28 protein-coding genes are annotated in these 25,920 nt (G+C 72.9%); 11 read left to right on the top strand and 17 right to left on the bottom strand.

The annotated features are described in order from the left end of the window. Window positions 1–40: 40 nt before the first annotated feature. Window positions 41–682, bottom strand: a complete 642-nt coding sequence (locus tag DEJ51_RS06640) for a TetR/AcrR family transcriptional regulator (RefSeq protein ID WP_150256750.1) — start codon at window positions 680–682, stop codon at window positions 41–43. 77 nt (window positions 683–759) lie between these two features. Here DEJ51_RS06640 and DEJ51_RS06635 point away from each other — a divergent pair, with 77 nt between their 5' ends. Further along, a complete protein-coding gene (locus DEJ51_RS06635; RefSeq protein WP_150256749.1) occupies window positions 760–1,911 on the top strand; it encodes an acyl-CoA dehydrogenase family protein in 1,152 nt (383 codons plus the stop codon). Between the two features lie 157 nt (window positions 1,912–2,068). Beyond that, window positions 2,069–2,356, top strand: a complete 288-nt coding sequence (locus DEJ51_RS06630) for a YiaA/YiaB family inner membrane protein (RefSeq protein WP_150256748.1) — start codon at window positions 2,069–2,071, stop codon at window positions 2,354–2,356. Here the strand turns inward: DEJ51_RS06630 and DEJ51_RS35480 are convergent. Continuing rightward, window positions 2,332–2,460 carry a hypothetical protein gene (locus DEJ51_RS35480; protein ID WP_263411697.1) on the bottom strand — a complete coding sequence of 43 codons (129 nt, stop codon included), beginning with the start codon at window positions 2,458–2,460 and terminating at the stop codon, window positions 2,332–2,334. The two genes, DEJ51_RS06630 and DEJ51_RS35480, sit on opposite strands and share 25 nt — an antisense overlap. Window positions 2,461–2,506: 46 nt before the next feature. Here DEJ51_RS35480 and DEJ51_RS06625 point away from each other — a divergent pair, with 46 nt between their 5' ends. After that, window positions 2,507–3,142 carry a TetR/AcrR family transcriptional regulator gene (locus DEJ51_RS06625; RefSeq protein WP_150256747.1) on the top strand — a complete coding sequence of 212 codons (636 nt, stop codon included), beginning with the start codon at window positions 2,507–2,509 and terminating at the stop codon, window positions 3,140–3,142. A 7-nt stretch (window positions 3,143–3,149) separates the two neighbouring features. Here DEJ51_RS06625 and DEJ51_RS06620 read toward each other — a convergent pair whose 3' ends face one another. Next, on the bottom strand, window positions 3,150–3,611 hold the full coding sequence (locus DEJ51_RS06620; RefSeq protein ID WP_150256746.1) for a MaoC family dehydratase: 462 nt from the start codon (window positions 3,609–3,611) through the stop codon (window positions 3,150–3,152). A 114-nt stretch (window positions 3,612–3,725) separates the two neighbouring features. On the opposite strand from DEJ51_RS06620, the gene soxR reads away from it, so the two are divergent. After that, a complete protein-coding gene (gene soxR / locus DEJ51_RS06615) occupies window positions 3,726–4,169 on the top strand; it encodes a redox-sensitive transcriptional activator SoxR (RefSeq protein ID WP_150256745.1) in 444 nt (147 codons plus the stop codon). Here the strand turns inward: soxR and DEJ51_RS06610 are convergent. The 4 genes from DEJ51_RS06610 to DEJ51_RS06590 form a co-directional block, all read right to left on the bottom strand. Then, window positions 4,150–4,920: a 3-keto-5-aminohexanoate cleavage protein gene (locus DEJ51_RS06610; protein ID WP_223835692.1), complete on the bottom strand. Its 771-nt coding sequence runs from the start codon at window positions 4,918–4,920 to the stop codon at window positions 4,150–4,152. The genes soxR and DEJ51_RS06610 overlap by 20 nt on opposite strands. Further along, a complete protein-coding gene (locus tag DEJ51_RS06605) occupies window positions 4,917–5,516 on the bottom strand; it encodes a hypothetical protein (protein WP_150256744.1) in 600 nt (199 codons plus the stop codon). The genes DEJ51_RS06610 and DEJ51_RS06605 overlap by 4 nt, the downstream gene beginning before the upstream one ends. A 95-nt stretch (window positions 5,517–5,611) precedes the next feature. Next, on the bottom strand, window positions 5,612–7,066 hold the full coding sequence (locus DEJ51_RS06600; protein WP_223835691.1) for a serine-threonine protein kinase: 1,455 nt from the start codon (window positions 7,064–7,066) through the stop codon (window positions 5,612–5,614). Window positions 7,067–7,148: 82 nt separating this feature from the next. Next, on the bottom strand, window positions 7,149–8,417 hold the full coding sequence (locus DEJ51_RS06590; RefSeq protein WP_150256743.1) for an exo-beta-N-acetylmuramidase NamZ domain-containing protein: 1,269 nt from the start codon (window positions 8,415–8,417) through the stop codon (window positions 7,149–7,151). Window positions 8,418–8,512: 95 nt separating this feature from the next. Between DEJ51_RS06590 and DEJ51_RS06585 the strand changes: the two genes are divergently transcribed. From DEJ51_RS06585 to DEJ51_RS06575, 3 genes are all read left to right on the top strand, one after another. Continuing rightward, window positions 8,513–9,277: an SDR family oxidoreductase gene (locus DEJ51_RS06585; protein WP_150256742.1), complete on the top strand. Its 765-nt coding sequence runs from the start codon at window positions 8,513–8,515 to the stop codon at window positions 9,275–9,277. Next, the gene (locus DEJ51_RS06580) at window positions 9,262–11,061 is read left to right on the top strand and encodes a class I adenylate-forming enzyme family protein (protein ID WP_150256741.1); all 1,800 of its coding nucleotides are present in this window, start codon (window positions 9,262–9,264) and stop codon (window positions 11,059–11,061) included. The genes DEJ51_RS06585 and DEJ51_RS06580 overlap by 16 nt, the downstream gene beginning before the upstream one ends. 69 nt (window positions 11,062–11,130) lie before the next feature. Continuing rightward, a complete protein-coding gene (locus tag DEJ51_RS06575) occupies window positions 11,131–11,736 on the top strand; it encodes a TetR/AcrR family transcriptional regulator (RefSeq protein ID WP_150256740.1) in 606 nt (201 codons plus the stop codon). Window positions 11,737–11,742: 6 nt separating this feature from the next. Here DEJ51_RS06575 and DEJ51_RS06570 read toward each other — a convergent pair whose 3' ends face one another. The 9 genes from DEJ51_RS06570 to DEJ51_RS06530 all read right to left on the bottom strand — a co-directional run bounded on the left by DEJ51_RS06570 (window position 11,743) and on the right by DEJ51_RS06530 (window position 18,992). Further along, window positions 11,743–12,276, bottom strand: a complete 534-nt coding sequence (locus DEJ51_RS06570; RefSeq protein ID WP_150256739.1) for a hypothetical protein — start codon at window positions 12,274–12,276, stop codon at window positions 11,743–11,745. A 117-nt stretch (window positions 12,277–12,393) separates the two neighbouring features. Continuing rightward, a complete protein-coding gene (locus tag DEJ51_RS06565) occupies window positions 12,394–13,593 on the bottom strand; it encodes a S8 family peptidase (protein WP_150256738.1) in 1,200 nt (399 codons plus the stop codon). A 189-nt stretch (window positions 13,594–13,782) separates the two neighbouring features. Beyond that, the gene (locus DEJ51_RS06560) at window positions 13,783–15,033 is read right to left on the bottom strand and encodes an acyl-CoA dehydrogenase family protein (protein WP_150256737.1); all 1,251 of its coding nucleotides are present in this window, start codon (window positions 15,031–15,033) and stop codon (window positions 13,783–13,785) included. A gap of 11 nt (window positions 15,034–15,044) precedes the next feature. Next, entirely contained in the window at window positions 15,045–16,112 is a 1,068-nt protein-coding gene (locus DEJ51_RS06555) for a phosphotransferase family protein (RefSeq protein WP_150256736.1), read from the bottom strand. Between the two features lie 193 nt (window positions 16,113–16,305). Next, window positions 16,306–17,217 (bottom strand): MBL fold metallo-hydrolase, encoded by a 912-nt coding sequence (locus DEJ51_RS06550; protein WP_150256735.1) that lies wholly within the window; start codon window positions 17,215–17,217, stop codon window positions 16,306–16,308. A gap of 148 nt (window positions 17,218–17,365) precedes the next feature. Then, on the bottom strand, window positions 17,366–17,662 hold the full coding sequence (locus DEJ51_RS06545) for a hypothetical protein (protein WP_150256734.1): 297 nt from the start codon (window positions 17,660–17,662) through the stop codon (window positions 17,366–17,368). An 86-nt stretch (window positions 17,663–17,748) separates the two neighbouring features. Next, complete coding sequence (locus DEJ51_RS06540) at window positions 17,749–18,066, bottom strand: DUF202 domain-containing protein (RefSeq protein ID WP_150256733.1); 318 nt, start codon at window positions 18,064–18,066, stop codon at window positions 17,749–17,751. Next, window positions 18,063–18,461, bottom strand: coding sequence for a YidH family protein (locus DEJ51_RS06535; protein WP_150256732.1), 399 nt, complete (start codon window positions 18,459–18,461; stop codon window positions 18,063–18,065). The genes DEJ51_RS06540 and DEJ51_RS06535 overlap by 4 nt, the downstream gene beginning before the upstream one ends. A 9-nt stretch (window positions 18,462–18,470) precedes the next feature. Continuing rightward, entirely contained in the window at window positions 18,471–18,992 is a 522-nt protein-coding gene (locus DEJ51_RS06530) for an NUDIX domain-containing protein (protein ID WP_150256731.1), read from the bottom strand. Between the two features lie 85 nt (window positions 18,993–19,077). On the opposite strand from DEJ51_RS06530, the gene DEJ51_RS06525 reads away from it, so the two are divergent. Next, on the top strand, window positions 19,078–20,733 hold the full coding sequence (locus tag DEJ51_RS06525) for an FAD-binding dehydrogenase (protein ID WP_150256730.1): 1,656 nt from the start codon (window positions 19,078–19,080) through the stop codon (window positions 20,731–20,733). Between the two features lie 137 nt (window positions 20,734–20,870). Here the strand turns inward: DEJ51_RS06525 and DEJ51_RS06520 are convergent, their stop codons facing one another. Continuing rightward, window positions 20,871–21,296: an ASCH domain-containing protein gene (locus tag DEJ51_RS06520; protein ID WP_150256729.1), complete on the bottom strand. Its 426-nt coding sequence runs from the start codon at window positions 21,294–21,296 to the stop codon at window positions 20,871–20,873. Window positions 21,297–21,671: 375 nt separating this feature from the next. Here DEJ51_RS06520 and DEJ51_RS06515 point away from each other — a divergent pair, with 375 nt between their 5' ends. From DEJ51_RS06515 to DEJ51_RS06505, 3 genes are all read left to right on the top strand, one after another. Further along, on the top strand, window positions 21,672–22,619 hold the full coding sequence (locus DEJ51_RS06515) for a hypothetical protein (protein ID WP_150256728.1): 948 nt from the start codon (window positions 21,672–21,674) through the stop codon (window positions 22,617–22,619). Between the two features lie 106 nt (window positions 22,620–22,725). Continuing rightward, entirely contained in the window at window positions 22,726–24,270 is a 1,545-nt protein-coding gene (locus tag DEJ51_RS06510; protein WP_150256727.1) for an APC family permease, read from the top strand. A gap of 209 nt (window positions 24,271–24,479) precedes the next feature. Next, window positions 24,480–25,919: an amino acid permease gene (locus DEJ51_RS06505; protein ID WP_150261723.1), complete on the top strand. Its 1,440-nt coding sequence runs from the start codon at window positions 24,480–24,482 to the stop codon at window positions 25,917–25,919. Window position 25,920: the final 1 nt, after the last annotated feature.

Genomic DNA, 25,920 nt, shown 5'->3' with positions numbered 1-25,920 from the left:
GTCGGCCCGTACCGCGGTGATCAGGCCGGTGTCCCCTGCGTCATGCCCCCTCCTTCAACGCCTCGTACTGCAAGGCCAGACCGTCGAGCAGCGCCGCCAGGCCCGTCTCGAAGGCGCCCTCGTCCACCTCGCGCCCGCGCTCCGCCAGCAGGTGGGCCTGGCCCAGGTGCGGGTAGTCCGCCGGGTCGTACGCCGTGCGGTCGTCCACGAAACCCCCGGCGAAGGACGCCACCGCCGAGCCCAGGATGAAGTACCGCATCAGCGCGCCGATCCGGGTCGCCTGTGCCGCCGGCCAGCCCGCCGCCGTCATCGCCCCGAAGACCGCGTCCGCCAGCCGCAGCCCGGCCGGCCGGCGGCCGGGCCCGCGCGCCAGGACCGGCACGATGTTCGGGTGGTCCGCCAGCGCGTCCCGGTAGGAGTGCGCCCACGCGTGCAGGGCCGCCCGCCAGTCCTGGCCGCCGTCGAACATCGACAGGTCCACCCGCGCGCTCACCGCGTCCGCCACCGCGTCCAGGATCTCGTCCTTGGTGCGGAAATGGTTGTAGAGCGAGGGCCCGCTGACCCCCAGCGCGGCCGCCAGCCGCCGCGTCGAGACCGCCTCCAGCCCCTCCGCGTCCACCAGGGCGCCGGCCGCCTCGACGATGCGGTCCCGGCTGAGGAGGGGCTTGCGCGGTCTGGCCATGCGCCACATAGTAGGCCTGCCCGCCATAAACTACCGGTGCTAGTTAAAGTGCCGGACGAGCGCCCCGGAGGTGCCCGGTGAATCTGGAGCTGAGCGAGGAGCAGGCCGCCGTCCGCAGGCTCGCCCGCGAGTTCACCGAGCGCGAAGTGGTTCCGTACGCCGCCGAGTGGGACCGCGCCGAGAGCGTGGACCGGGCCATCGTGAAGAAGCTGGGCGACCTCGGCTTCCTCGGCCTGACCGTCCCCGAGGAGTACGGCGGCTCCGGCGGGGACCACCTCGCCTACGCGCTGGTCACCGAGGAGCTCGGACGCGGCGACTCAGCCGTACGCGGGATCGTCTCCGTCTCCCTCGGCCTGGTCGCCAAGACCGTCGCCGCCTGGGGCACCGAGGAGCAGAAGCGCGCCTGGCTGCCCCGCCTGTGCTCCGGCGACGCGCTCGGCTGCTTCGGCCTGACCGAGCCCGGCACCGGTTCCGACGCCGGAAACCTCACCACCCGCGCCGTGCGCACGGGCGACGCGTACGTCCTCGACGGCAGCAAGATGTTCATCACCAACGGCACCTGGGCCGACGTGGTGCTGCTCTTCGCCCGCACCGGCGGCGAGCCCGGCCACCGCGGCGTCTCCGCCTTCCTCGTTCCCACCGACACCCCGGGTCTGACCCGCCGCGAGATCCACGGCAAGCTCGGCCTGCGCGGCCAGGCCACCGCCGAACTCGTCCTCGACGGTGTCGGCGTGCCCGCCTCCTCCATGCTCGGCCCCGAGGGCAAGGGCTTCTCGGTCGCGATGTCCGCCCTCGCCAAGGGCCGGATGTCGGTCGCCGCGGGCTGTGTCGGCATCGCGCAGGCGGCCCTGGACGCGGCCGTCTCGTACGCGGCCGGGCGCGAGCAGTTCGGCCGGCCGATAGCCCACCACCAGCTGGTCCAGGAGCTCATCGCCGACATCTCGGTCGACGTGGACGCCGCCCGCCTGCTGACCTGGCGGGTGGCGGACCTCATCGACCGCGGACAGCCCTTCGCCACCGAGTCCTCCACGGCCAAGCTCTTCGCCTCCGAGGCCGCCGTGCGTGCCGCGAGCAACGCCCTCCAGGTGCACGGCGGGTACGGCTACATCGACGAGTACCCGGCGGGCAAACTGCTGCGCGACGCCCGTGTGATGACCCTGTACGAGGGCACCAGCCAGATCCAGAAGCTGCTCATCGGCCGCGCCCGCACCGGGGTTTCCGCCTTCTGAGGTCGGCGGCCGTGCCTCCCCGGGGCCCAACGGCTCCATGCGGCTCCCGGCGGATCCCGACGCCTTCTCCTGCCTCGCGGATTTCCCGGGCCGACTGAGTAGCCGTATGAGTACGTGCGCGGATGTGCTCTCCCGCGGCCGGCCCGATGCTCGGACCATGAACGAGACACCGGTCAAGCAGCAGAGCACGGGGGCGTACTACGGCCAGGCCGTCGCCTCCTTCGGCATCGCCATCGGCGCCGTGGCCGTGGGGATCTACAACCTGGACGCGAACGGCTGGGTCCGGGCCTTCCTCGGTATCGCGGTCCTCTACCTCACCACCTCGGCCTTCACCCTCGCCAAGGTGATCCGTGACCGCCAGGAGGTCACGCAGATCGTGAGCCGGGTGGATCAGGCCAGGATGGAGAAGATCATGGCCGACTACGATCCCTTCACGCCGAAGTAGCCGGAGCGGCCGAGGTAGCCGAGGTAGCCGGAAGTAGCCGAGGTGGCCGAAGTAGTCGCATCGGGCCCGGCCGCCGGGCCCGACTTCGCTAAGCGCTTGCTCACCCTCCGGTAGGGTGTTCACTTCCACACGGTGAAGGGTGAGTGAGCGATGGGCAGCGCGGAGGATACGGTCGACGGCTACCGGCCGTGGTCCGAGGTCACCCCCGACGCGGCACGGCGGCTGCTCGTCGCCGCCGTCGACGCCTTCGCGGAGCGCGGGTACCACGCCACCACCACGCGTGACATCGCGGGCCGCGCCGGCATGAGCCCGGCCGCGCTCTACATCCACTACAAGACCAAGGAAGAGCTGCTCCACCGGATCAGCCGGATCGGCCACGACAAGGCGCTGGAGATCCTCACCACCGCCGCCGACGGCCCCGGCGGCGCCGCCGACCGGCTCGACGCCGCCGTGCGGTCCTTCGTGCGCTGGCACGCGGCGCACCACACCACCGCGCGCGTGGTCCAGTACGAGCTCGACGCTCTCGCTCCGGAGCACCGCTCCGAGATCGTGGCGCTGCGCCGGCAGAGCGACGCGGCCGTGCGCCGCATCATCGCCGACGGGGTGGCCGCGGGGGAGTTCGACGTCCCCGACGTGCCGGGCACCACCCTCGCCGTGCTGTCGCTGTGCATCGACGTGGCCCGCTGGTTCAGCGCAGCCGGGCAGCGCACGCCCGACGAGGTCGGCGGACTCTACGCCGACCTCGTGCTCCGGATGGTCGCCGCGCGGCCGGGCCCGAAGAAGTAGCCCGCCCTCAGAAGAAGTAGCGCGACACCGACTCCGCCACGCACACCGGCTTGTCGCCGCCCTCGCGCTCGACCGTGACCGTGGCCGTGACCTGTACGCCGCCGCCCGCCTCCGCGACCTCCGTGATCACTGCGATGGCGCGCAGCCGCGAACCGACCGGCACCGGCGCCGGGAAGCGGACCTTGTTCGTCCCGTAGTTGAGGCCCATCCGCATGCCCTCGACCCGCATGATCTGCGGTACCAGGCTCGGCAGCAGGGACAGCGTCAGATAGCCGTGCGCGATGGTGGAACCGAAGGGTCCGCCGGCTGCCCGCTCCGGGTCCACGTGGATCCACTGGTGATCGCCGGTGGCGTCCGCGAAGAGGTCGATCCGCTTCTGGTCCACCTCCAGCCACTCGCTGGGGCCGAGCGGTTCGCCGATCCCGGCGTGCAGCTCCTCGGCGGACGTGAAGACCCTCGGCTCGGCCATGCCCTGTTCCTGTCTCTCGCGGACGACTGACGGACGAACGAACGAATAAGCGCTTGCTCAGCATGCTGGGGGCCGTATGCCTATGTCAACGGAGCTCCGACTACGCTCGGCCAGGTGCCGCAGATTCACGAGAAAATCCACGAGCTCACCGTCGGCCAGCTGTCCGCCCGCAGTGGCGCGGCCGTATCGGCGCTCCACTTCTACGAGGCCAAGGGCCTGATCAGCAGCCGCCGCACCTCCGGCAACCAGCGCCGCTACACGCGTGACGCGCTGCGCCGCGTGGCCTTCGTACGCGCCGCCCAGCGCGTGGGCATCCCGCTGGCCAGCATCCGTGAGGCACTGGCCCAGCTCCCCGAGGAACGCACCCCCAACCGCGCGGACTGGGCCCGTCTCTCCGAGGCCTGGCGCGCCGAACTCGACGAACGCATCACCCGGCTCGGCCGGTTGCGCGACCACCTGACCGACTGCATCGGCTGTGGCTGCCTGTCGATGGAGACCTGTGCGCTGTCCAACCCGGACGACGTCTTCGGCGAGCGGCTCACCGGCTCGCGGCTGTAGCCACCACCCGCGCCACCATGTCCCGGGCCGCCGCCACCAGTTCGGCGTTCGAGCGGGCCGGCCGCCCGTCCGGCAGCCGCGTCACGTCGCCCGCGCCGGTCCGTACGCCGGTGCCGCAGCGCGCGGCCAGCCGCAGCACCGGCCAGGCGGCCGCGTCCTGCCCGTACAGCAGCACCGGTACCGGCGGCAGCCCGCGCAGCCCCGCGACCAGGGCCGGATCCGCCGCGGCCAGCTCGGCCGAGAGCCGCACCCGCCCCGGCTCGCGCACCGGCCAGGCCAGGAACGCGGCCAGCGGCTCCGGCCCGGCCGCACCGCCCAGCGGCACCACCGCGTCCACCGCGACCCCACGGGCCAGCAGGGCCTGCGCCAGCTCCACCGCGCCCGGCTGCCCGAAACGCACCACCGCCCGGTCCGGCAGCACCGTCCACGAGGCCACCCGCTCCAGCCGCCCCACGGGATCGGGCTCGGCCGCGACCGACACCGGCACGGACAGCGCCACGCCGACCCCCGTACGCCGCAGCACTTCCAGCACCGGCCCGACCACCCGCGGCGAGAGGCTCTCCCGCCCGCACGGCGTCCGTGGATGCACCAGCACCTCCCCGGCCCCTGCGGCGACGGCGGCGAGCGCCGACTCCGCCAGCGCCTCCGGCGACATCGGGACGGCCGGTCCGTCCGCGGCACTCCGCGAGCCGTTCAACGACACCGCCATCGGGACCGGCATCGGGACGTGCATCGGCGCGGGTGCGGTCACGCGGCTCCCGCCGCAGGAACGTCCAGCAGCGTCGGGGTGTCCACCAGGGCCGGTCTGGGCACCACGATCCCGCACCCCACGCACACCGGCCCGTCCCAGGCCAGCGCCCCTGCCCAGGGGCCGACCGGAGCCACCTCAGGCCAGTGCAGTTCGCTGTCACCGCACACCGGGCACGCCGTCCCCGGCGCCGACTCCAGCGCCCGCACCAGCCTGCGCAGCACCTCGCCCAGCGCCCCCTCCGGCCGCACCCCCGGATCGGCGCACCGCACCACCGCGTCCCCGCTCCCGCCCCACGCCCACTCCGGACGGCGCAGCCCGTCGTGCTTCTCCCGCCGGCGCCGTTCCGCGAACTGCCTCTCGTACTCCAGCCAGACCGCCCGCGCGTCCTCCAGCTCCTCCAGCGCGGCGACCAGCCGCAGCGGATCCGCCCCCCGGTCCTCGGGGGCGATCCCGTGCCGGTCGCACAGGTGCCACCACGTGGCCCGGTGCCCGTACGGCGCGAACCGCTCCAGGCAGCGGCGCAGTGAATGGCGCCGCAAGGCCCGGTCATTACGCGCGTCGCGCACCTGGTAGGCCAGACTCCGGAATCCCGCCATCACACCATCACCTCCGTCGATGTGCCCAACATGCCCGGCCGGAGGCGGGCGCATGCGGGGGCGGTCGAGGCGTGCGGGTGGCACATGGCCAGAAGTCAGCGCCCCATGCGCCCCGCGGCCACCACCACCCGGGCCAGTTCCTCGTGGCAGATGTCACTGTGCGCCCCCGACGGGGCACCGCCGCGCCGCACCACGGAGCCCGCGTCCACACTGACACAGCCGGCCGCGGGCACCCCCTCGCGCAGGGCGGTCTCCAGGCTCAGCCGGGGCGCACCCGGTACCGCCTGGACCCCGTCGTGCCCGATGGCGCCCCACCGCTCGTCGAAACCCAGCAGTCCGGCCGAATCCCCTGCCATCCGGGAGGCCAGCGGGTAGAAGACCTTGAGGGCCGAGTCGTGCGGGGAATGGCAGGCGACCACCGGCCCGTCGACCCTTTGCTGGAGCCCGCGCAGGGCCCCTCCGCTGCCCTTGTCGTGCGGCAGCCGGTCGGCGAACGCGTAGTGCGAGAAGGCTCCCTGGAGCAGGGTCACGGACTTGACGTACCGGGACCGGTCCGGCACCGCGCGCAGGGAGAAGGAGACGACGCGCGCCCCGAAACTGTGCCCGATCAGATGGAAACGCAGAGCGGGCCGGGCGGCCGCCAGCTGGGCCAGCACGGGGCCGAGGCCACGTTCGCCGACCACCCCCGCCCGCTTCTTCATCTTGTAGTACGTCGCCTGTCGCAGCAGTTCCTTGGCGCCGCCCCACAGGCCGCGCAGCCCGGCGCCGACCGTGAGACCCGGACCGTCGCCGGGGCCGGGGCCGGGGCCGGGGCCGGCCGCGGCCGCCGCGCCCGGCTCCCCGGCCCTGGCCAGGGCGACGGTAAGGGCCCGGCACACCTCCAGCACGTCGTCCGTGAAGATCGCGGGCACCGCCGGGGCGACCAGGGCGGGCACCGTGTCCACCCCCGCCAGCTCGCGCACCAGGGCGCCGAACTCGATGAACGCGGCCGCCGAATCCGGCCGCTCCTCCAGCAGTTCCGCCACCCGGTCCAGCTCCGTGCGCCGCTCCGGCCAGAACTCCCCGAGCGCCCGTCGGGTGAGCGGGTCCAGGGCGCTGCCGGAGCCCGGTGGCGCGAGGACACCCGGCGCGTCGAAGTCCGGTATCGGCTCGTCGGAGAAGCGCATCGCGGGCCATACGACACCCACGTACCCCAGGCGTACCCCCGACCCCACCAACCCCTCGAAGGGCGCGAAGAACCGGTTGTAGAGGCGCGTCGCCGTGGACCGGTCGCTGTTCCAGCCGTGCGCGAACACCAGCAGGTCCGTCGCCTCCATCCGGGACACGGCCCCCTGCGTGGCCCGGTCCACGTCCCCTTCGGAATCGAAGGTGAGCTCCGCGTACGGCCGTACCCCGACGCCGACGCCGACGCCGACGCCGACGCCGACGCCGACGCCGACCCCGACCGTGGCCCTCGCCCCGGCTCCCGTCCCGGCCCCGTTCCCGGCTCCGATCCTGGCCCTGGCCCCGACTCCGACCCCGATCCCGAATCCGCCACCGACGTCCGCCATGACGTCCCCCTTCACGCCGTGCCTCCGGTGCAGTCAGCATCCTGCTGCTGCGCCCGCCCGGCCAGCCCCCCGGCGGGTCCGATCACGGGTACAGCAGGTACTCCCCGCGCACCGCCGCGAAACGTGCCAGCCCCGCCGCCCAGTCACCCACGACCTCGTCCACGTCCGCCCCGGCGTCCACCAGCGTCCGCACCCGGTCCGAGCCGGTCAGCCGGTCGATCCAGTGGTCCGCGCGCCAGCCGAAGCCGCTCCACACCCGCCGCGCCGTGATCAGCAGCCCGATCCCGGACCGGACCGGGTCGAAAGCCTCCCGGTCGTGCACGATCAGCCGGACCCCGCCGCACACCTTCCCCACGTGCTTGGAGAACGTCGGCGTGAAGTACGCCTCCCGGAACCACACCCCGGGCAGCCCGAGCGCGTTCGCCGCCTCCGCCCACCGCCGGTCGATCCCCTCCGCGCCGACCACCTCGAAGGGCGTGGTCGTCCCGCGCCCCTCGGAGAGGTTCGTCCCCTCGAACAGGCAGGTGCCCGCGTACGCGAGGGCCGTGTCCGCGGTCGGCATGTTCGGACTCGGCGGCACCCACGGCAGCCCGGTCTCCCCGAAGAACGACTCCCGCCGCCACCCGGACATCGCCACCGTCCGCAGCCTGACCGGGCGGTCCGCCAGGAACTCGCCGTTGAAGAGCCGGGCCAGCTCGGCCGCCGTCATCCCGTGCGCGAGGGCGATCGGCTCCCGGCCGACGAAGCTCGCGTACGGCCGCTCCAGCACGGGCCCCGCGGCCCGCCGGCCGCCCACCGGGTTGGGCCGGTCGAGCACCACCATCGCCTTGCCGGCGAGCGCGGCCGCCCGCATGCAGTCGTAGAGGGTCCAGATGTAGGTGTAGAAGCGCGCCCCCACGTCCTGGATGTCGAAGACGACGGTGTCGATCCCGGCCGCCGTGAACACGTCCGCGAGCTTCTGTTCGCTCTTGCCGTACGTGTCGTACACCGGCAGTCCGGTCGCCGGATCCCGGGAGGCGCCCTCCGAGCCGCCCGCCTGCGCGGTGCCGCGGAAGCCGTGCTCGGGCCCGAACACCGCCACCAGGTCGACCCGTTCGTCCGCGTGCAGTACGTCGACCAGGTGGCGGGCGTCGGCAGTGATCCCGGTGGGGTTGGTGACCACGCCGACCTTCTGTCCGGCCAGTGCGGCGTACCCGTCCGCGGCGAGCCGCTCGAAGCCGTTGCACACCCGCCCGGCCGCCGCGGCGGCCCCGTCCGCCCCGGCGGACCCGCGTGGCCCCGCCGCTCCCACGGCGGCCGCCGATCCGATGGCCCCCGCCAGCCCCAGCATCCCGCGTCGCGACAGCGTCATCGGGCCACGCTAGGTGTCGCGCCCCTTTCCTCCTGACATACCGACCGGTTAGTCTGCCCGCGATCCGGCATCCGGCCGCACGAGAGGTGGACCCCGTGAACGCGTACCAGGACCAGCGAGTCGTCGTCACCGGCGCGGGCGGCGGCATCGGCGCCGCCCTCGCACACCGCTTCGCGGCCGAGGGCGCCACGGTGGTGGTCAACGACCTCGACCCGGCCAAGGCCGCCGCGGTCGCGGCCGCCGTCGGCCCCCGGGCGATCCCGGTTCCGGGTGACGCCTCGGCGATCGTGTCCGAGGCCCGCGAGGCCCTCGGTGGCACGGTCGACGTCTACTGCGCCAACGCCGGGCTCGCCTCGGGCGGCGGCGCCTTCGCCGACGAGGCCGTCTGGGAAGCGGCCTGGGACACCAACGTCATGGCCCACGTACGCGCCGCCCGACTGCTGCTGCCCGACTGGCTGGAGCGGGGGACCGGCCGCTTCGTGTCCACCGTCTCGGCCGCCGGGCTCCTGACCATGATCGGAGCGGCCCCGTACAGTGTCACCAAGCACGGTGCGCTCGCCTTCGCAGAATGGCTCTCGCTGACCTACCGCCACCGCGGGGTCCAGGTCCACGCCATCTGCCCGCAAGGGGTGCGCACCGACATGCTGACCGCCGCGGGCTCGGCGGGCGAACTCGTCCTCGCGCCGACCGCGATCGAGCCGGAAGCGGTCGCGGACGCGTTGTTCGACGGCATGGAGAAGGGCCGGTTCTTGATCCTCCCGCACCCCGAGGTGGCCGATTTCTACGCCGCCCGCGCCACCGAGCCGGACCGCTGGCTGAGCGGTATGAACCACCTTCAGCAGAAATGGGAGACCCGGTGACCGCCCCCCGGTACGCCTGCGGCACCTCCCGGTACGAGGCCAGGCCCTGGCTCGGGCTGCTGGCCCCGGCCCAGCGGGCGCCCGTAGCGCCGCCGCCCACCGTGCTGCACGCCTTCCGGGACGCCGTCGCCCGGGCCCCCGAACGGACCGCCCTCGCCTACTTCGACGGCCGGATCCGCTACGCGGAGGCCGACGCGCTCTCCGACTCCGTCGCCGGCCACCTCGCGGCGCGCGGTATCCGCAGGGGGGACCGGGTCGCCGTGATGCTGCAGAACACCCCGCACTTCGTGCTCGCCGTCCTCGCGGCATGGAAGGCCGGGGCCGTCGTCGTCCCGCTCAACCCCATGTACAAGGCCGGTGAGGTCGGGCACATCCTCCGCGACTCCGGCGCCGCCGCGCTGGTCTGCGACGGCGGATCCTGGGCGGCCTACCTGGGCGAGGCCGTGCGGGATTCCGCCGTACGAGCCGTGCTGACCGCCTCGGCCCCGGACTTCCAGACGCGTGACGACCCCCGGGTCTTCGGCCCGGCGGCCGGGCCGACCCCGGCCCCCGCCCCCTCCCGGCCTCTCGTGCCCGCCCAGGCGGACGCCCCGGCCGCGGCCCCGGGCCGGGAGCGGCCGAGCGAGCCGGACACCGGCGACGGCCCCGCCGACGGCCCGCGCACCGCCGACCTCCTCACCGTCGCCCACGGCGGGTGGCCCGCGCCGGACGACCCGTCCCTGACCGCCGCCGACACCGCCCTCATCAGCTACACCTCCGGCACCACCGGCACCCCCAAGGGCGCGATGAACCCGCACGGCGCGCTCACCTACAACGCCGTCCGGCAGGTGACCTCCCACCCCCTCGCCGAGGGCGCCGGCTACTTCGCCCTCGCGCCCCTCTTCCACATCACCGGCATGGTCTGCGAGCTCGCCGCCTGCCTGGTCAACGCCGGCACCCTGGTCCTCGCGCACCGCTTCGACGCCGGCGTCGTCCTCGACGCCTTCCTCGAACACCGCCCGGCCTACACGGTCGGCCCGGCCACCGCCTTCATGGCCCTGGCCGCCCACCCCGGGGTCACCCCGGACCATTTCGCGTCCTTCCAGGTGATCTCCTCCGGCGGTGCCCCGCTGCCGCCCGCGCTCGTCGAGCGCCTGCGCACCTCCTTCGGCTTCTACCTGCGCAACGGCTACGGCCTCACCGAGTGCACCGCCCCGTGCGCCAGCGTGCCCGTGCACCTGGAGGCCCCCGTCGACCCGGCCTCCGGCACCCTCTCCGTGGGTCTGCCCGGCGCCGACACCGTCGTCCGCATCCTCGACGAGCAGGGCGCCGAGGTCCCCTTCGGAGAGACCGGCGAGATCGCCGTGCGCGGCCCCCAGGTGGTACCCGGCTACTGGGGTCTGCCCGCGGAGTCCGCCGAGGCCTTCCCCGGCGGCGAACTGCGGACCGGCGACGTCGGATTCATGGACCCCGACGGCTGGCTCTACGTCGTCGACCGCAAGAAGGACATGATCAACGCCTCCGGCTTCAAGGTCTGGCCGCGGGAGGTCGAGGACGTGCTCTACACCCACCCCGCCGTCCGGGAGGCCGCCGTCGTCGGCGTCCCCGACCCGTACCGCGGGGAGAGCGTGAAGGCGTACGTGAGCCTGCGTCCCGGCACCTCGGTGGAGCCCGCGGAGCTCGCCGCCCACTGTGCCGAGCGCATCGCCGCGTACAAGTACCCGCGCCAGGTCGAGATCCTGCCTGTCCTTCCGAAGACGACCAGTGGCAAGATCCTGCGACGGGAACTGCGCGATCGCGGCTGAAAACAGTCGGACGGTCGTACAGCTGGTCGCAGCGACCAGGGCAGGCACGAGGAAGGGAAGGCCAGCGCCATGGCGGCACGCACCACGGAACCCGCAGGCACGCACGAGGCACCGGTACCGCAGCGGCTGCTGGCCGTCGCCACCCGGCTCTTCGCCGAGCGCGGCTACGACCGCACCTCGGTCCAGGAGATCGTCGAGGCGGCCGGTGTCACGAAGGGCGCGCTCTACCACTACTTCGGATCGAAGGACGACCTGCTCCACGAGGTGTACGCGCGGATGCTGCGGCTCCAGCAGCAGCGCCTGGACGCGGTGGCCGATTCCGACGCCCCCGTCGAGGAGCGGCTGCGCACCGCGGCCGCCGACGTGGTCGTCACGACCATCGAGAACCTCGACGACGCGATGATCTTCTTCCGGTCGATGCACCAGCTCAGCCCGGAGAAGTCCAGGCAGGTGCGGGCGGAGCGCCGGCGCTACCACGAGCGCTTCCGGGCACTGGTCGAGGAGGGCCAGAGTACGGGTGTGTTCTCCAGCGCCACCCCCGCCGACCTGGTGGTGGACTACCACTTCGGGTCCGTCCACCACCTGTCCACGTGGTACCGGGCGGACGGCCCGCTCACCCCGCAGCAGGTCGCCGACCACCTCGCCGACCTGCTGCTGCGCGCGCTGCGCCCGTAGGTCTCGTCAGCAGTCCATCCGGGAGCCGTCGGTCTCCGCCTCGACGGACAGCGAGAACCAGATCCGGGAGCCCGGTCCGCCGGGCCCCGGGTCCAGCTGCAGGCCGTCGAGTTCGCGCAGTTGTTCCGGTCGTTCGAAGGCGAGCGTGAGGCTCGGCTGCTCGCGGGACTCGAAGCAGAAGACGGAAAAACCGAGGGTCCGGGCCTCTGCGAACCGGCCCGGCGGGCGCCATCCGGCCGCGGGTGCTTCCCGGGCGTAGTACTCCAGCACCTCCTCCCGGCTCCCGTCGTACGCGTACAGCCGCCGGGCGTCCAGCCAGGCGCCGGCCGTGTCGTCGACGCAGTGCGCCGTGGTCGCCGTCCCGCCTTCGACGGGCACGGCCCGCGCCGGGCGCAGAGCGAGGACCGGCAGCGCGTCGAGCTCGGCCAGGGCCGCGCCGGTGCCCTCGCAGCTTGCGTAGGGCGGGATCAGGGAGCAGCCGTTCAGGGCCGTCACGGCCAGCAGGACCAGCGGCAGCAGCCGCGCACCGAGCATGTTCATGGCGGAAGAGTAGGGGCACCGCCGGCAGCGCGAACAAGGCCCTCCCGTCGTACGGATCCCCCTGGTCCGCACGACGGGAAGGCCTCTCACCGGGCTAGGGAGCCACGGCTGCCACGGCTACTCGGCGATCTTCAGGAGCTTGTTCGCCGTGCCCGCCGACGGGTTGGTGACCGCCCCCGAGGTGGCCGCGCCCGTCAGTGCCGCGGCTGCCTGCGCCGGAGTCGCGGACGGGTGTCCCGCCAGGTAGAGCGCCGCGGCACCGGCCGCGTGCGGAGCCGCCATGGACGTGCCCGAGATGGTCTTCGTCCCGGTGTCGCTGTCGTTCCAGGCGGACGTGATGTCCGAGCCCGGCGCGTACAGGTCCACCACGGAGCCGAAGTTCGAGAACGAGGACTGCTCGTCGTCGATCGTGCTCGACGCCACCGTGATGGCCTCCGTGACCCGGGACGGCGAGCCCTGGCCAGCGTCGGCCGACTCGTTGCCCGCCGCCACGGTGAAGGTGACGCCCGAGGCCACGGCCCGGCGCACCGCCTCGTCGAGGGCCTCGTCGGCGCCGCCGCCCAGGCTCATGTTGGCCACCGAGGGCCCCTTGTGGTTCTGCGTGACCCAGTCGATCCCGGCCACGACCTGCTCGGTGCTGCCGGAGCCGTTGTCGTCCAGCACCCGCACCGCGACCACCTTCGCCTTCTTGGCGACCCCGTGCGAGGTCCCCGCGATGGTGCCGGCCACGTGCGTGCCGTGGCCGTTGCCGTCGTCGGCGCTGTCGTCGTTGTCCACCGCGTCGAACCCGGACGTGGCGCGGCCGCCGAAGTCCTTGTGCGTGGTGCGTACGCCGGTGTCGATGACGTACGCCGTCACGCCCTCACCGCCGCCGTCGGGGTAGGTGTACTTCTTGTCGCCCGCCTGTGCGGTCTGGTCGATCCGGTCCAGCCCCCACGAGGGCGGGTTGGGCTGGGTGGTGTTGATGGTGAACTTCTTGTTCTGCACGACCTTGCCGACGGCCGGGTCCGCGGCGAGCCGCTTGGCCTCCGTCTCGCTCAGTCCGGCGGCCGAAAAACCGTTGACCCCGGAGCCGTAGGAGCGCTTCAGCTCGCCGCCGTACTTGCGGGCGAGCTGTTCCTTGTTCGCGGATGCGTCGAGTATGACGACGTAACTCCCGCTGATCGCGCCGGGTGCGCCGAGGCCGTACACCGTGCCTTCGGGCGGTGTCGCCGCTCCCGCGAGGGGGGTGGCGAGCAGGGCCACGGCAGCCGCCGTGGCCGCTCCCGTGCCGACTGCCGCGTACCGGAAACCGCGCGAGCGCTTGTGAGTTGCCATCTGGAGGGTTCTCCTCGTGTTGACGTTGGGGGCGTCAGACCTTCTGGAGAACCCTGTTCCGATTGACAGGCGCAAATCAAGGACACTTTGGGGATATGGGGTTGTTCAACAAGGTTTCTTAAAGGGTTCCCCGCGCCGCCTTCACCTCGTACACAGGTTCGCTTGAACTCCCGCACGATTCCCACACGTTCACGGGCGACCGGCCGCGAACCGCTTCAACTCCCGCCGCGCCAGGGACCGCTGGTGCACCTCGTCCGGTCCGTCGGCCAGGCGCAGGGTCCGCGCCGCCGCCCACAGTCCGGCCAGCGGGAAGTCCTGGCTGACCCCGCCGGCGCCGTGCAGCTGCACCGCGTCGTCCAGGATCCGCACCACCGCCCGCGGGGTCGCGATCTTGATGGCCTGGATCTCGGTGTGCGCGCCGCGGTTGCCGACCGTGTCCATCAGCCAGGCCGTCTTCAGCACCAGCAGCCGTAGCTGCTCCACCGTCACCCGGGCGTCGGCAATCCAGTTCTGCACGACGCCCTGGGCGGCCAGCGGCTTGCCGAAGGCGGTACGTTCCACCGCGCGCCGGCACATCAGCTCGATGGCCCGCTCCGCCATCCCGATCAGCCGCATGCAGTGGTGGATGCGGCCCGGGCCGAGCCGCGCCTGCGCGATGGCGAAACCGCCGCCCTCCTCGCCGATCAGGTTCGCCGCCGGGACCCGCGCGCCGTCGAACACGACCTCGGCGTGGCCGCCGTGGTCGTGGTCCTCGTACCCGTACACCGTCATGGCCCGGCGCACCTCGACGCCCGGGGTGTCCCGGGGGACCAGGATCATCGACTGCTGGCGGCGCGGATCGGCGCCCTCCGGGTCGGTCTTGCCCATCACGATGAAGACCGCGCAGTCCGGGTTCATCGCCCCGGAGATGAACCACTTGCGGCCCGTGACCACGTACTCCCCGCCGTCCGCCGAGCGTTCGATCCGCGTCTCGACGTTCGTCGCGTCCGAGGAGGCCACCTCGGGCTCCGTCATCGCGAACGCGGAGCGGATCTCGCCGGCCAGCAGCGGCTCCAGCCACCGCTTCTTCTGCTCCTCGCTCCCGAACTGCGCGAGCAGCTCCATGTTCCCGGTGTCCGGGGCCGCGCAGTTCGTCGCCATGGGCGCCAGGTGCGGGCTGCGGCCGGTGATCTCGGCGAGCGGCGCGTACTGGAGGTTGGTCAGCCCCGCGCCGTGCCCTGCGTCCGGCAGGCCGTGCTGGTCCACGAAGAAGAGGTTCCACAGTCCCTGGCGGCGCGCCTCGGCCTTCAGCTCACCGAAGACGGCCGGGGTGTCCCAGGGCGAGGCCAGCCGTGCGCGCTGCTCGGCGGCGACGGGCTCCGCCGGGTAGACGTACTCCTCCATGAACGCGAGCAGCCGCTCGCGGAGTTCCTCGGTCCGGGTGTCGAATGCGAAATCCATCGGTGAGTGCCTCAGCCTTCCTGGCGGTCCTGGCGGTCCTGGCGGTCCTGGAGAGTGGTCAGTCCGTGCTCGATGAAGACCGGGACCAGCTCGCCGATCCGGTCGAAGCCCGCCCCGACGGTCTGTCCCAGCGTGTAGCGGTAGTGGATGCCTTCGAGGATCACGGCGAGCTTGAACCAGGCGAAGGCCGTGTACCAGGCGATGGCCCCGGTGTCCCGGCCCGAGCGGGCGGCGTACCGCTCGACGAGTTCGGCCGGCGTCGGATGGCCCGGCGCCCCGCTCGTCGTACTGACCGGCGATCCGGTCAGGCCCAGGTCCGAGCTGTACATCACCAGCAGCCCGAGGTCGGTCAGCGGATCCCCGAGCGTGGACATCTCCCAGTCCAGCACCGCCCGGATGGTGTCGGTGCCGGACGGGGATCCGCCGATCAGGACGTTGTCGAGCCGGAAGTCCCCGTGCACCACGGTCGGGGCGGGGGAGTCGGGCAGCGTCCGGCCGAGCGCGCCGTGCAGCTCGTCGATCCCGGCGAGCTCGCGGCCCCGGGAGGCCGCGAGCTGCTTGCCCCAGCGGCGCAGCTGCCGGTCCAGGAAGCCCTCGGGCCGGCCGAAGTCGCCCAGGCCCACCGCCTGCGGGTCCACCGCGTGGAGGTCGACCAGGGTGTCGACCAGTCCCAGCACCGCCCGCCGGGTGCGCTCCGGGCCGATCGCGGCGAGCTGCTCGGCCGTCCTGTACGGCACCCCGTCCACGAACTCCATGACGTAGAACGGCGCCCCGAGGACGGCCTCGTCCTCGCACAGCAGCACCGGCTCGGGCACCGGCACGGCCGTGCCGTGCAGCGCCTCGATCACCCGGTGCTCGCGCCGCATGTCGTGCGCGGTGGCCAGTACGTGGCCCAGCGGCGGCCGGCGGACCACCCAGCGGGCGGTCCCGTCGGTGATCTCGTACGTGAGATTCGACCGGCCGCCCTCGATGAGCCGGCCGCGCAGCGCCCCGGCCACGAGTCCCGGCCGGGCCCGGTCGAGATGACCGCGCAGCCGCTCCAGATCCAGGCCGCGCGGGTCGGCCGGGGCTGAGGTCATGGTGCGCACCTCCGTGCGAGAGTCGTCGAGGGGAAGAACGGCGGTGCTTCGGCGCACCGCCGCCAGCCATCATGCCGACCAGTCGGTATGTCGTCCAGAGTGCGGGCGAAGGAAAACTCCCCGCCCGGCGGCGTCCGGTGCCGTCAGGCGGCGGCGGACCGCTCCGGACGGCGTCACGTGACCCCGGGTGACCTCAGGCGTGGCAGAGGATCGGTGTTCCGCCGTTCATGACGGTCATGTCCCTCAGGACCGCCAGGATGTCCAGCGGCGCACCCTCCGGCCGCCCGGCCAGTTCCGCGTACGCCCGGTGCACGTTCGCCACGAGCCGCTCGCTCTCCCGCCAGGAGCCGAACTCGCCGAGATCGGCCTGCCGGGCCACCTCCAGCGGGGACAGGCCCTTCGCACGCCCCTCCCGGGCGAGCTCGGCCACGTACCGCAGGTAGCGCTCGGTGGAGTCGTAGGCCGAGGGGTCGGTCAGGGGCCCGTGGCCCGGTACGACCGTCTCCGCGTCCAGTGAACGCAGCAGCTCCAGCGCCCGCAGCGAGCCGGCGAGGGAGCCCATCGCCAGGAACGGCGTCCCCCCGGCGAAGACGAGGTCGCCGGTGAACACCACCCGCCGCTCGGGCAGCCACACGACCGAGTCCCCGGTGGTGTGCGCGACACCCGGGTGGACGACCCGGACCTCCGTGTCGCCGATGTGCAGGGTCGCCCGGTCGCTGTAGGTGAGGTCGGGCGGGACGATGTCGATCGCGCCGAAGTCCGTGCCGGGCCAGATCAGCTCCAGCTGGTGCCCGGCCGCGAGCTGCTCGGAGCGCGCGTTGTCGTGCCCGAGGATCACGGCGCCGGGGGCGAAGACGCCGTTCCCGTACGTGTGGTCGCCGTGGTGGTGGGTGTTGACCACGGTGCGGGGAAGCGGCGCCCCGGCCGCCACGACCGCGTCGCGCAGGGCCAGCGCCCGCCGCTCGGTCGCGGCCGTGTCCACGAGCAGGGTGCGGCCCCCGCCGGTCACGAATCCGGCGTTGTTGAGGCACCAGCCGCCGTCCGGCTGGACGTAGGCGTACACCCCCGGCGCGGGCTGGACGAGGTAGGGCTCTTCGACGGACATCTGCGCTCTCCCCGGGTCGTTCTGACGGACGGTCGGCATCCTGCCAGCCGCTGCCGCACCGGGGGAGGGCGGGTGCCGCTGCTCCCGACCGGACCTTCAGCCGGTGGTCCGGCCTGCGGTCCGGCCGGCAGTCCGGCCCGTCATCGGGTCAGTGGTCGTCGTAGTGTCCGTCGTGCTCCGCGTGCCGGTGCCCGTCGTGCAGGTAGTCCACGTGATCGCCGTGCCGGACCGACTCGTGCCCGCAGTCCGTTCCGTGCGCGTGCGCGTGGCCGTCGTGCGTGGTGTGACCGCTGGGCTCGCACTCGTCCCAGTGCCCCGAGTGCTCCCGGTGCAGATGGCCGTCGTGGGCGTAGTCGACGTGGTCGCCGTGCTCGACCGCCCGGTGCCCGCAGTCCGTGCCGTGCGTGTGCTGGTGCGTGGGGTGTTCGTGGTGCAGGGTCGTCATGGCGCCGAGGTTAGTGTGAATTGCCGGGTATCGCCCGTTCTGTCGCAGTGGCGCGGCGAAGCGCGATCATCACACCGGCCGGCCGCTCAGAGAATCACCGTCACCGCGAAGACCGCCAGTGCCACGGTGCACGCCACCACCGCCAGGGCCGCCCGCGGCGCGAGTTCCCGGGGCCGGGCGGCCGCCAGGGCCCGGATCCGCCGGTGGGCCACCCACAGGAACGCCAGCCAGATCAGTGCGATGGCCGCCGCCCCGGCGAGCTCCACCGGCGCGCCCGTCCCGCGCAGCGCCTGCCGCAGCGCCAGGACCGCCACCACCGAGGAGGCCAGCGTGGTACGCCGCCACGCGAGCCGGGTCCGCTCGGGCTGCAGCCCGGCGTCGCGGTCCGTGCCCGGGGTGCTCACCGCCCCGACGTCCAGCCCAGCAGCACGACCACCACCATCGACACCGCCACCAGGCCGACGCCCAGGCTCAGCAGCACCGGGAAGCGCGACAGCGGCAGGTCCTCGCCCCGCCGCATGGCCCGCTCGCACCGCACCCAGTGGTTCACCGCACGCAGCGCACAGGCCGCGCCCACCGCGAGCAGCATGAGGGCCATCCCGACCCGTACCCCCCAGCGCAGGTCCGGCAGGAACTGGTCGACGGCGAAACCGCCGCCCACCAGGGCCAGCGAGGTCCGGATCCAGGCGAGGAAGGTCCGTTCGTTGGCCAGCGAGAAGCGGTAGTCCGGGGTCTCGCCCTCGTCCCTCAGCCGCGAGGGTGCGAACCAGAGGCGCACGTCCTTGACGAAGTCGATCACCCGACAAATCTACAAGCGGGATTCCGGACGCGCGCGCAGCCGCCGGTACGCCTCCAGCCCGTCCGGCACCCAGGCCCACTCGCCGCCGTCCACCCGCCGGTCCAGCTCCTCCTGCGTGAGGTACGCGTGCCAGTCGACCTCCGAGACCTGCGGGTCCACGGGCAGCTCGCACCGCACCTCGTGCACGTACGACCACCAGGCCCCGCCCGGACCCTCGTACAGGAACTTGAACAGCGGCGTCGGCTGCGCCAGCCCCCGCACCCCCAGCTCCTCCTCGGCCTCGCGCAGCGCGGCCCCGGCGTAGCTCTCGCCGGCGCCCAGCACCCCGCCCACGAACATGTCGTAGTGCGCCGGGAAGACCAGCTTCGAGGCGGTCCGCCGGTGTACGAAGATCCGCCCCTCCGCGTCCCTGGCCTGCACGAACACACAACGGTGGAGCAGACCCCGGGCGTACACCTCGCCCCTCGGGGCCTGCCCGACGACCTGGTCGTCCCGGTCCACCACGTCCAGTACTTCGTCTGCGGCACTCATACAGGTCATCCAATCACCGCTGTTGACTGGTTACCGCTCCGTAGCCAAGGATCTGCCCCACCATCGACGGAGGACGGGTAACCGCATGACGTACGACGCAGACGTGATCGTGATCGGAGCCGGGCTCGCGGGGCTCGTGGCCACCGCCGAGCTCGTCGACGCGGGCCGCAAGGTCATCCTGCTCGACCAGGAGCCGGAGCGGTCCATCGGCGGCCAGGCGCACTGGTCCTTCGGCGGGCTGTTCTTCGTGGACTCGCCCGAACAGCGCCGGATGCGGATCAAGGACAGTCACGCGCTCGCCCTCCAGGACTGGCTGGGCACCGCCGGTTTCGACCGCGAGGAGGACGCCTGGCCGCGTCGCTGGGCCGAGGCCTACGTCGACTTCGCGGCCGGTGAGAAGCGCTCCTGGCTGCACGCCCAGGGCGTCCGCTTCTTCCCGGTGGTCGGCTGGGCGGAGCGCGGCGGCTACGACGCCAACGGCCACGGGAACTCCGTACCCCGCTTCCACATCACCTGGGGCACCGGGCCCGGCCTGGTGGAGCCCTTCGAGCGGCGGGTACGGGCCGGCGTGGCCCGCGGCCTGGTCCGGCTCGCCTTCCGCCACCGCGTCACCGGGCTCTCCGCCACGGCCGGCGCCGTGGACACCGTGACGGGCGAGATCCTGGAACCCTCCGACGCCGTACGCGGCACCGCCAGCAGCCGTGAGGCCACCGGCACCTTCACCCTGCGGGCGCAGGCCGTGATCGTCACGAGCGGTGGCATCGGCGGCAACCACGACCTGGTCCGCGCGCAGTGGCCGGCCCGGCTCGGCACCCCGCCGCAGCGGATGCTCTCCGGGGTCCCGGCGCACGTCGACGGTCTGATGCTCGGCATCGCGGAGCGGGCGGGTGCCAGCCACATCAACAAGGACCGGATGTGGCACTACACCGAGGGCATCCAGAACTGGGACCCGATCTGGGCCCGGCACGGCATCCGCATCCTGCCCGGCCCCTCCCCGCTCTGGCTGGACGCGACGGGCAAGCGGCTGCCCGTGCCGCTCTTCCCGGGCTTCGACACCCTCGGCACCCTCGACCACATCATGAAGACCGGCCACGACCACACGTGGTTCGTGCTCAACGAGCGCATCATCGGCAAGGAGTTCGCGCTCTCCGGCTCCGAGCAGAACCCGGACCTCACGGGGAAGTCGGTCCGCGACGTGTTCACCCGCGCGCGCCAGGCCGTACCGGCCCCGGTCCGGGCCTTCATGGACAACGGGGCCGACTTCGTCGTCGAGCGGGACCTGTCCGCCCTGGTCCGCGGGATGAACGCGGTCACGAAGGAGGACCTCCTCGACGAGGCCACCGTCCGCGGCGAGATCGTGGCCCGCGACCGGGAGATCGCCAACCCGTTCACCAAGGACCTCCAGGTCACCGCCATCCACGGGGCACGCCGGTACCTCGGCGACAAGCTGATCCGTACGGCCGCGCCGCACCGGATCCTGGACCCCGGGGCCGGACCGCTGATCGCCGTACGCCTCTCGATCCTGACCCGCAAGTCCCTGGGCGGCCTGGAGACCGACCTCTCCTCACGCGTCCTGACCGCGTCCGGCGAACCGCTGCCGGGCGTCTACGCGGCGGGCGAGGCGGCCGGATTCGGCGGTGGCGGGGTCCACGGGTACCGGGCCCTGGAGGGCACCTTCCTCGGCGGGTGCATCTTCTCGGGCCGGGCGGCGGGCCGCGCGGCGGCGCGGGCCGTCGGCTGAGTCCGGCTCCGGCTCCGGCCCTGGCTCCGGCCGCAGCCGAAGCCAGGGCCGACGCGTGCGGCGCGCGGCCGGCCCGGCGCGCGCGGCCCGGCGTAGGGCCCGGCCGGCGCGTACGGGGCCCGTCGCGAGCCGGGGCCTCAGCCGAGCCGCTCGGTGACCCGGAACCGTTCCGCGATGACGAGGGTGTCGTCATCGACCGTGAACCCCGGGTCGCCGATCACCGTACGCACCGGTTCGCTGTGCCAGAACTCCTCGTGTGCCGTACGCCATTCGGCCACCGACGCGTACCCCTCGCCCTCGTCGAGCGCGTGCCCCAGTCCCACATCGGCGAGCCTGAGCACCTCCACGGCCGTGACCTCCACCACTGCCACCCCGTGCTCGGCGGAGTCGACGAGCAGGGACCGCGCGCCGGGCTCCGGCAGCGGCTCCTGCTCGGCCTCGTACTCCGCGAGCAGGCCGGTCGTAGTGGTCTTCGCCCCGCTCAGCACGGCCGCGACCAGCTGGTCGCGCAGGGGGCCGGGGAACCCCAGCAGGTACGGCGGAAGATCGTCATAGGCGGTCATGGAGCCACCCTACGGCGCCGCCCGCGGCCTGCCGGAACGAATATCGACCACCAACTGGCACGACCTTCAGAGCAGTTGAAACGCGCCACGCAGTGGACTGGACCTTGACTCGGAGCTGCGCGTACCGCTTTGCTGTGCGTGATCACCAGAGTGCTCAACGGAGTTCCGACCGGATTCCGCACGCACGTCGGAGATCCGAACCAGCACCACCACCGTTCCTCGCAGTTCCCCCGCAGTCCTCGGGAGCCCCCACGGGGGCTCCACCGGCACGATCCCCGGATCTCGCGGCCCGACCGCGCGCGTGCGCCCCACGCGCGGGGGAGGCCGCAGCCGCCCCGATCCCCGTCCGCCCGCGTCCTGGAGGGAAACCCGCGGATGTCCCCGCCTCCGCCGCCCCTCGGCCGCGCCCGCAAGCGGGACGCCCAGCTCTTCGACCCGGCCTTGTGCGACGCCGAACTCGTCGACGTACGGTCCCAGTTCACCCAGGGCCGGTGGGCCCGGGCCCGGGCCCTGCTCGTCGGCACCGGCGACGACTGGGACCGCCGCGGCCACCGCGTCGTCGTCCTCGCGCAGACCCCGGCGGCCACCGCCTGGGCCCGTGAGTGGCTGCTCGCCGAACCGGAGAGCGCCGACGCCGCCACCCTCCTCGCCTGCGCCGCCGTCTTCACCGCCCTGCGCCAGAAGGGCAGCCCGGCCGCGGCCGAGGAGGCCTGCCGCCGGGCCGCCGCCCTGCACCCGGCCGACCCGACCCCCTGGCTCGGGCTGCTCCTCCTGTCCCGCGCCTTCGGCGGCGAGGAGGAGTTCAGCCGCCACTTCGACCAGGTCCGGGCCCGCCACCGCGAGCACCACCACGCCCATCACCTGATGGTCGCCAGACTCGCCGAACGCGCCCTCACCTCCGGCCAGGACCCGCTCCACGAGGTCTACGACTTCGCGTCCTGGGCCGCCGAGGAGTCCCCGGCCGACTCCCCGCTGGCCGTGCTCCCCGTCGTCGCGCACGCCGAGCGGTACCGGGTGCTGGCCGCCCTGCACGGGCACTCGCCCGAGTCGGCCGCCGCCCACTGGGCGGGCCGCCGTGCCCGCCAGGTCCTGCGCTCCGCCTTCGACTGGTGGCTGGAGTGGGAGCGCGAGGACCACCCCCGCAACCGCGTCGACCTCAACTTCCTCGCCCACGCCAAACTCTGCGAGGGCCGTCCCGCCGAGGCCGCCGCCCTCTTCCACCGCATCGGCAGCCATGCCACCCGCGCCCCCTGGTCCTATCCGGACCGGGACCCCCACAAGGCCTTCCTCGCCGCTCGCGGCGTCGCTCTCGGCACCGCCTGACGCGCCCCGCACACGGACGCCACGACGGCGTCCGGGCGGGCCCCGAAGGCCCCGCAGACCCCCAGCGCCCCTCCCCCGAGCACCACGCCCCCGAAAGGACGCCGCCATGCCGACGGGCAGACCCTCCACGCTCCAAGACCCGGCCGAGATCCGTACGTACAAGGGCCAGGACCGGGCCCTGCGCGCCAACCGCCTCGGCACCGCGGGCCTGCTGCTGTCCGTGCTCGCCGCCAGTGCGCCCCTGATGGTCGTCGCCGGTGTCATGCCCACGACCTTCGGAGTCATGGGCATCGTCGGCCAGCCCCTGCTCTTCGTCATCCTCGGCGCCGTCCTCGCGCTCTTCAGCGTCGGATACGCCGAGATGAGCCGCCACGTCCACAACGCCGGCGCCTTCTACGCGTACATCGCCCGCGGCCTCGGCCCCACCGCCGGCGCGGGCGCCTCCCTCGTCGCCCTCGTCGCGTACAGCGCCATGCAGGTCGGCGTCTTCGGCATCCTCGGCTTCGAGATATCCGGCCTCTTCGCCACCTACCTGGACACCGAAGTCTCCTGGTGGATACCGGCCCTGCTCGCCGTCGCCGTCACCGGCGCACTCGGCTGGCTCAAGATCGACCTCAATGCCAAGGTCCTCGGGGTCCTCCTCCTCGTCGAGTGCGTCCTCGTCGTCGTCTTCGACATCGCCGCCATCGCCAAGCCCGCCGCCGAAGGCCTCTCGCTCCACGCCTTCAACCCCGAGACCCTCGGCGGAGCCGGCTTCGGCACCGCGCTCTGCTTCTGCATCGCCGCCTTCGTCGGCTTCGAGCAGTCCCCGGTCTACGCCGAGGAGACCAGCAAGCCGCACATCGTCGTCTCCCGCGTGATGTTCCTCGCCGTCGGCTTCGCCGCCCTCTTCTTCGCCGTCAGCGCCTGGGCCCTCACCGTCGCCGCCGGCCCCTCCGAGGTCGTCAGGACCTCCGCCGAGGCGGGCCCCACCCTGCTCTTCCAGCTCACCGAGAGCCGCCTCGGCACCACCTTCACCGACGTCCTGCACGTCCTCTTCGTCACCGGCATGTTCGCGGCCATGCTCAGCTTCCACAACGTGGTCGCCCGCTACGCCTTCGCGATGGGCCGCGAGGGCCTGCTCCCGGCCACCTTCGGCCGCACCAACGCCGGCACCGGCGCCCCCGCCACCGGCTCCCTGCTGCAGACCGGCGTCGCCGCCCTCGTCGTGATCGCCTTCGCACTCACCGACGACAATCCCGCCGGCGACCCCACCACCCCCGTCCTGCACCTGTTCACCTGGATGGGCAGCGTCGGGGCCCTCGGCGTGACCCTTCTCATGGCCGCCGCCTCCTTCGCCGTCATCGCCTTCTTCGTCCGCCGCGGCACCGCCGGCGCCCAGATCTGGCGCCTCGTCGCGGCCGGCACCTCCGGCCTCGCCCTGCTCGCCATCGCCGTCTACACCGTCAAGGACTTCGGAGTCCTGGTCGGCGCCGAGAAGGGCTCCGCACTCACCTGGGTGCTGCCCGGCATCATCGGCGCCGCCGTCGTGACCGGCCTGGTCTACGGAGCCCTGCTGCGCCGCAGCCGCCCCGAGGTGCACGCCCGGATCGGCCTCGGGAACGAGGCCTTCCGCCTCGACCAGGCAGCGGAGGGAACCCCGAGCGACTGACCTCGTTTTCCAGCTCCTGCGAAGCCCCCGACACCCGTTTCCAAGGTCGTCGGGGGCTTCTGCGTGCAGGGGGTGCTTTTGGAGGGGAGCGGAGCCTCATGGTCTCCTGTTGCGACCAAACCACCCGGATCGCGCCACAGGGGACACCACCCGGCCCCCTGCGCGGCGGCCTTGTCCCACCCACGAAGGCGAAGTTCCACATGAGTGACCTGAGTGACCGCACCTTGACCGAGGCACCCGCCCCGGCGCCGACCCGCCATGTCGACGCCGGTGACGAGGGCTACAGCAAGGACCTCAAGTCCCGCCACATCAACATGATCGCGATCGGCGGAGCCATAGGCACCGGCCTCTTCCTCGGCGCGGGCGGCCGCCTCGCCGGCGCCGGCCCCTCCCTCGCGATCGCCTACGCGGTGTGCGGAGTCTTCGCCTTCTTCGTCGTCCGGGCCCTCGGCGAGCTCGTCCTCTACCGCCCGTCCTCCGGTGCCTTCGTCTCCTACGCCCGAGAGTTCATGGGCGAGAAGGGCGCCTACACGGCCGGCTGGCTGTACTTCCTGAACTGGTCCACGACCACCGTGGCCGACATCACGGCCGCCGCGACCTACGCCCACTTCTGGTCGCTGTTCACCGACGTCCCCCAGTGGGTCCTCGCCTTCATCGCCCTCGCCATCGTGCTCACCGCCAACCTGATCTCGGTGAAGTACTTCGGCGAGATGGAGTTCTGGTTCTCGCTCGTCAAGGTCGCCGCCCTCGTGATCTTCCTGATCGTCGGCATCTGGCTCGTCGCCACCAGCCACGACATCGGCGGCAGCACCCCCGGCCTCGCCAACATCACGGACAACGGCGGCCTCTTCCCCTCCGGCGTCCTCCCGATGCTCCTGGTCATCCAGGGCGTCGTCTTCGCGTACGCCTCAGTCGAACTCTGCGGCGTCGCCGCCGGCGAGACCGAGAACCCCGAGAAGATCATGCCGAAGGCGATCAACTCGATCATGTGGCGCGTGGGCCTCTTCTACGTCGGCTCGGTCGTCCTCCTCGCCCTCCTCCTGCCCTACACCGCGTACAGCTCCGACCAGAGCCCCTTCGTCACCGTCTTCGACAAGCTCGGCGTCCCCGGCGCTGCGGGCATCATGAACCTCGTCGTCCTGACGGCCGCCCTCTCCAGCCTGAACTCCGGCCTCTACTCCACCGGCCGCATCCTGCGCTCGATGTCCCTGTCCGGCTCCGCCCCGAAGTTCACCGGCGTCATGAACAAGGGCAAGGTCCCCTACGGCGGCGTCCTCTTCACCGCCGCGTTCGGCCTCGCGGGCGTCGGCCTGAACGCCCTCATGCCGAAGGACGCCTTCGAGCTCGTCCTGAACTTCGCCTCGCTGGGCATCCTCGGCACCTGGGCGATGGTCATGATCTGCTCGCTGTTCTTCTGGCGCCGCGCCCAGCGGGACCTCGTGGAGCGCCCCTCGTACCGCCTGCCCTGGGCGCCGTACACCCAGATCGTCACCCTGGCCTTCCTGCTCGCCGTGCTGGTGCTGATGTGGTGCGACGGCGGCGTCGGCCGGACCACGGTCCTGTTCGTCCCGGTCATCGGCGCCGCCCTGGTCGGCGGCTGGTACCTGGTCCGTGGCCGCGTGGCCGAACTCGCCACCGGCCGCCGCTGAT

It is taken from the genome of Streptomyces venezuelae (genome assembly GCF_008642275.1).
GTDB classification, from domain to species: domain Bacteria; phylum Actinomycetota; class Actinomycetes; order Streptomycetales; family Streptomycetaceae; genus Streptomyces; species Streptomyces venezuelae_E.
The sequence above is the reverse complement of the archived record's forward strand: the minus strand, read 5'-3'. Positions and strand labels throughout refer to the sequence as shown.

What these genes read in the sequence shown, in the direction of transcription:
- DEJ51_RS06580 (WP_150256741.1), top strand. Translation starts at nt 9,262, where the DNA reads ATGGGAGACCCGGTGACCGCCCCCCGGTACGCCTGCGGCACCTCCCGG.
- DEJ51_RS06590 (WP_150256743.1), bottom strand. Translation starts at nt 8,417, where the DNA reads ATGACGCTGTCGCGACGCGGGATGCTGGGGCTGGCGGGGGCCATCGGA.
- DEJ51_RS06560 (WP_150256737.1), bottom strand. Translation starts at nt 15,033, where the DNA reads ATGGATTTCGCATTCGACACCCGGACCGAGGAACTCCGCGAGCGGCTG.
- DEJ51_RS06625 (WP_150256747.1), top strand. Translation starts at nt 2,507, where the DNA reads ATGGGCAGCGCGGAGGATACGGTCGACGGCTACCGGCCGTGGTCCGAG.
- DEJ51_RS06550 (WP_150256735.1), bottom strand. Translation starts at nt 17,217, where the DNA reads ATGTCCGTCGAAGAGCCCTACCTCGTCCAGCCCGCGCCGGGGGTGTAC.
- DEJ51_RS06640 (WP_150256750.1), bottom strand. Translation starts at nt 682, where the DNA reads ATGGCCAGACCGCGCAAGCCCCTCCTCAGCCGGGACCGCATCGTCGAG.
- DEJ51_RS06555 (WP_150256736.1), bottom strand. Translation starts at nt 16,112, where the DNA reads ATGACCTCAGCCCCGGCCGACCCGCGCGGCCTGGATCTGGAGCGGCTG.
- DEJ51_RS06565 (WP_150256738.1), bottom strand. Translation starts at nt 13,593, where the DNA reads ATGGCAACTCACAAGCGCTCGCGCGGTTTCCGGTACGCGGCAGTCGGC.
- DEJ51_RS06525 (WP_150256730.1), top strand. Translation starts at nt 19,078, where the DNA reads ATGACGTACGACGCAGACGTGATCGTGATCGGAGCCGGGCTCGCGGGG.
- DEJ51_RS06570 (WP_150256739.1), bottom strand. Translation starts at nt 12,276, where the DNA reads ATGAACATGCTCGGTGCGCGGCTGCTGCCGCTGGTCCTGCTGGCCGTG.
- DEJ51_RS06545 (WP_150256734.1), bottom strand. Translation starts at nt 17,662, where the DNA reads ATGACGACCCTGCACCACGAACACCCCACGCACCAGCACACGCACGGC.
- DEJ51_RS06515 (WP_150256728.1), top strand. Translation starts at nt 21,672, where the DNA reads ATGTCCCCGCCTCCGCCGCCCCTCGGCCGCGCCCGCAAGCGGGACGCC.
- DEJ51_RS06605 (WP_150256744.1), bottom strand. Translation starts at nt 5,516, where the DNA reads ATGGCGGGATTCCGGAGTCTGGCCTACCAGGTGCGCGACGCGCGTAAT.
- DEJ51_RS06520 (WP_150256729.1), bottom strand. Translation starts at nt 21,296, where the DNA reads ATGACCGCCTATGACGATCTTCCGCCGTACCTGCTGGGGTTCCCCGGC.
- DEJ51_RS06575 (WP_150256740.1), top strand. Translation starts at nt 11,131, where the DNA reads ATGGCGGCACGCACCACGGAACCCGCAGGCACGCACGAGGCACCGGTA.
- DEJ51_RS06530 (WP_150256731.1), bottom strand. Translation starts at nt 18,992, where the DNA reads ATGAGTGCCGCAGACGAAGTACTGGACGTGGTGGACCGGGACGACCAG.
- DEJ51_RS06620 (WP_150256746.1), bottom strand. Translation starts at nt 3,611, where the DNA reads ATGGCCGAGCCGAGGGTCTTCACGTCCGCCGAGGAGCTGCACGCCGGG.
- DEJ51_RS06510 (WP_150256727.1), top strand. Translation starts at nt 22,726, where the DNA reads ATGCCGACGGGCAGACCCTCCACGCTCCAAGACCCGGCCGAGATCCGT.
- DEJ51_RS06630 (WP_150256748.1), top strand. Translation starts at nt 2,069, where the DNA reads ATGAACGAGACACCGGTCAAGCAGCAGAGCACGGGGGCGTACTACGGC.
- DEJ51_RS06600 (WP_223835691.1), bottom strand. Translation starts at nt 7,066, where the DNA reads ATGGCGGACGTCGGTGGCGGATTCGGGATCGGGGTCGGAGTCGGGGCC.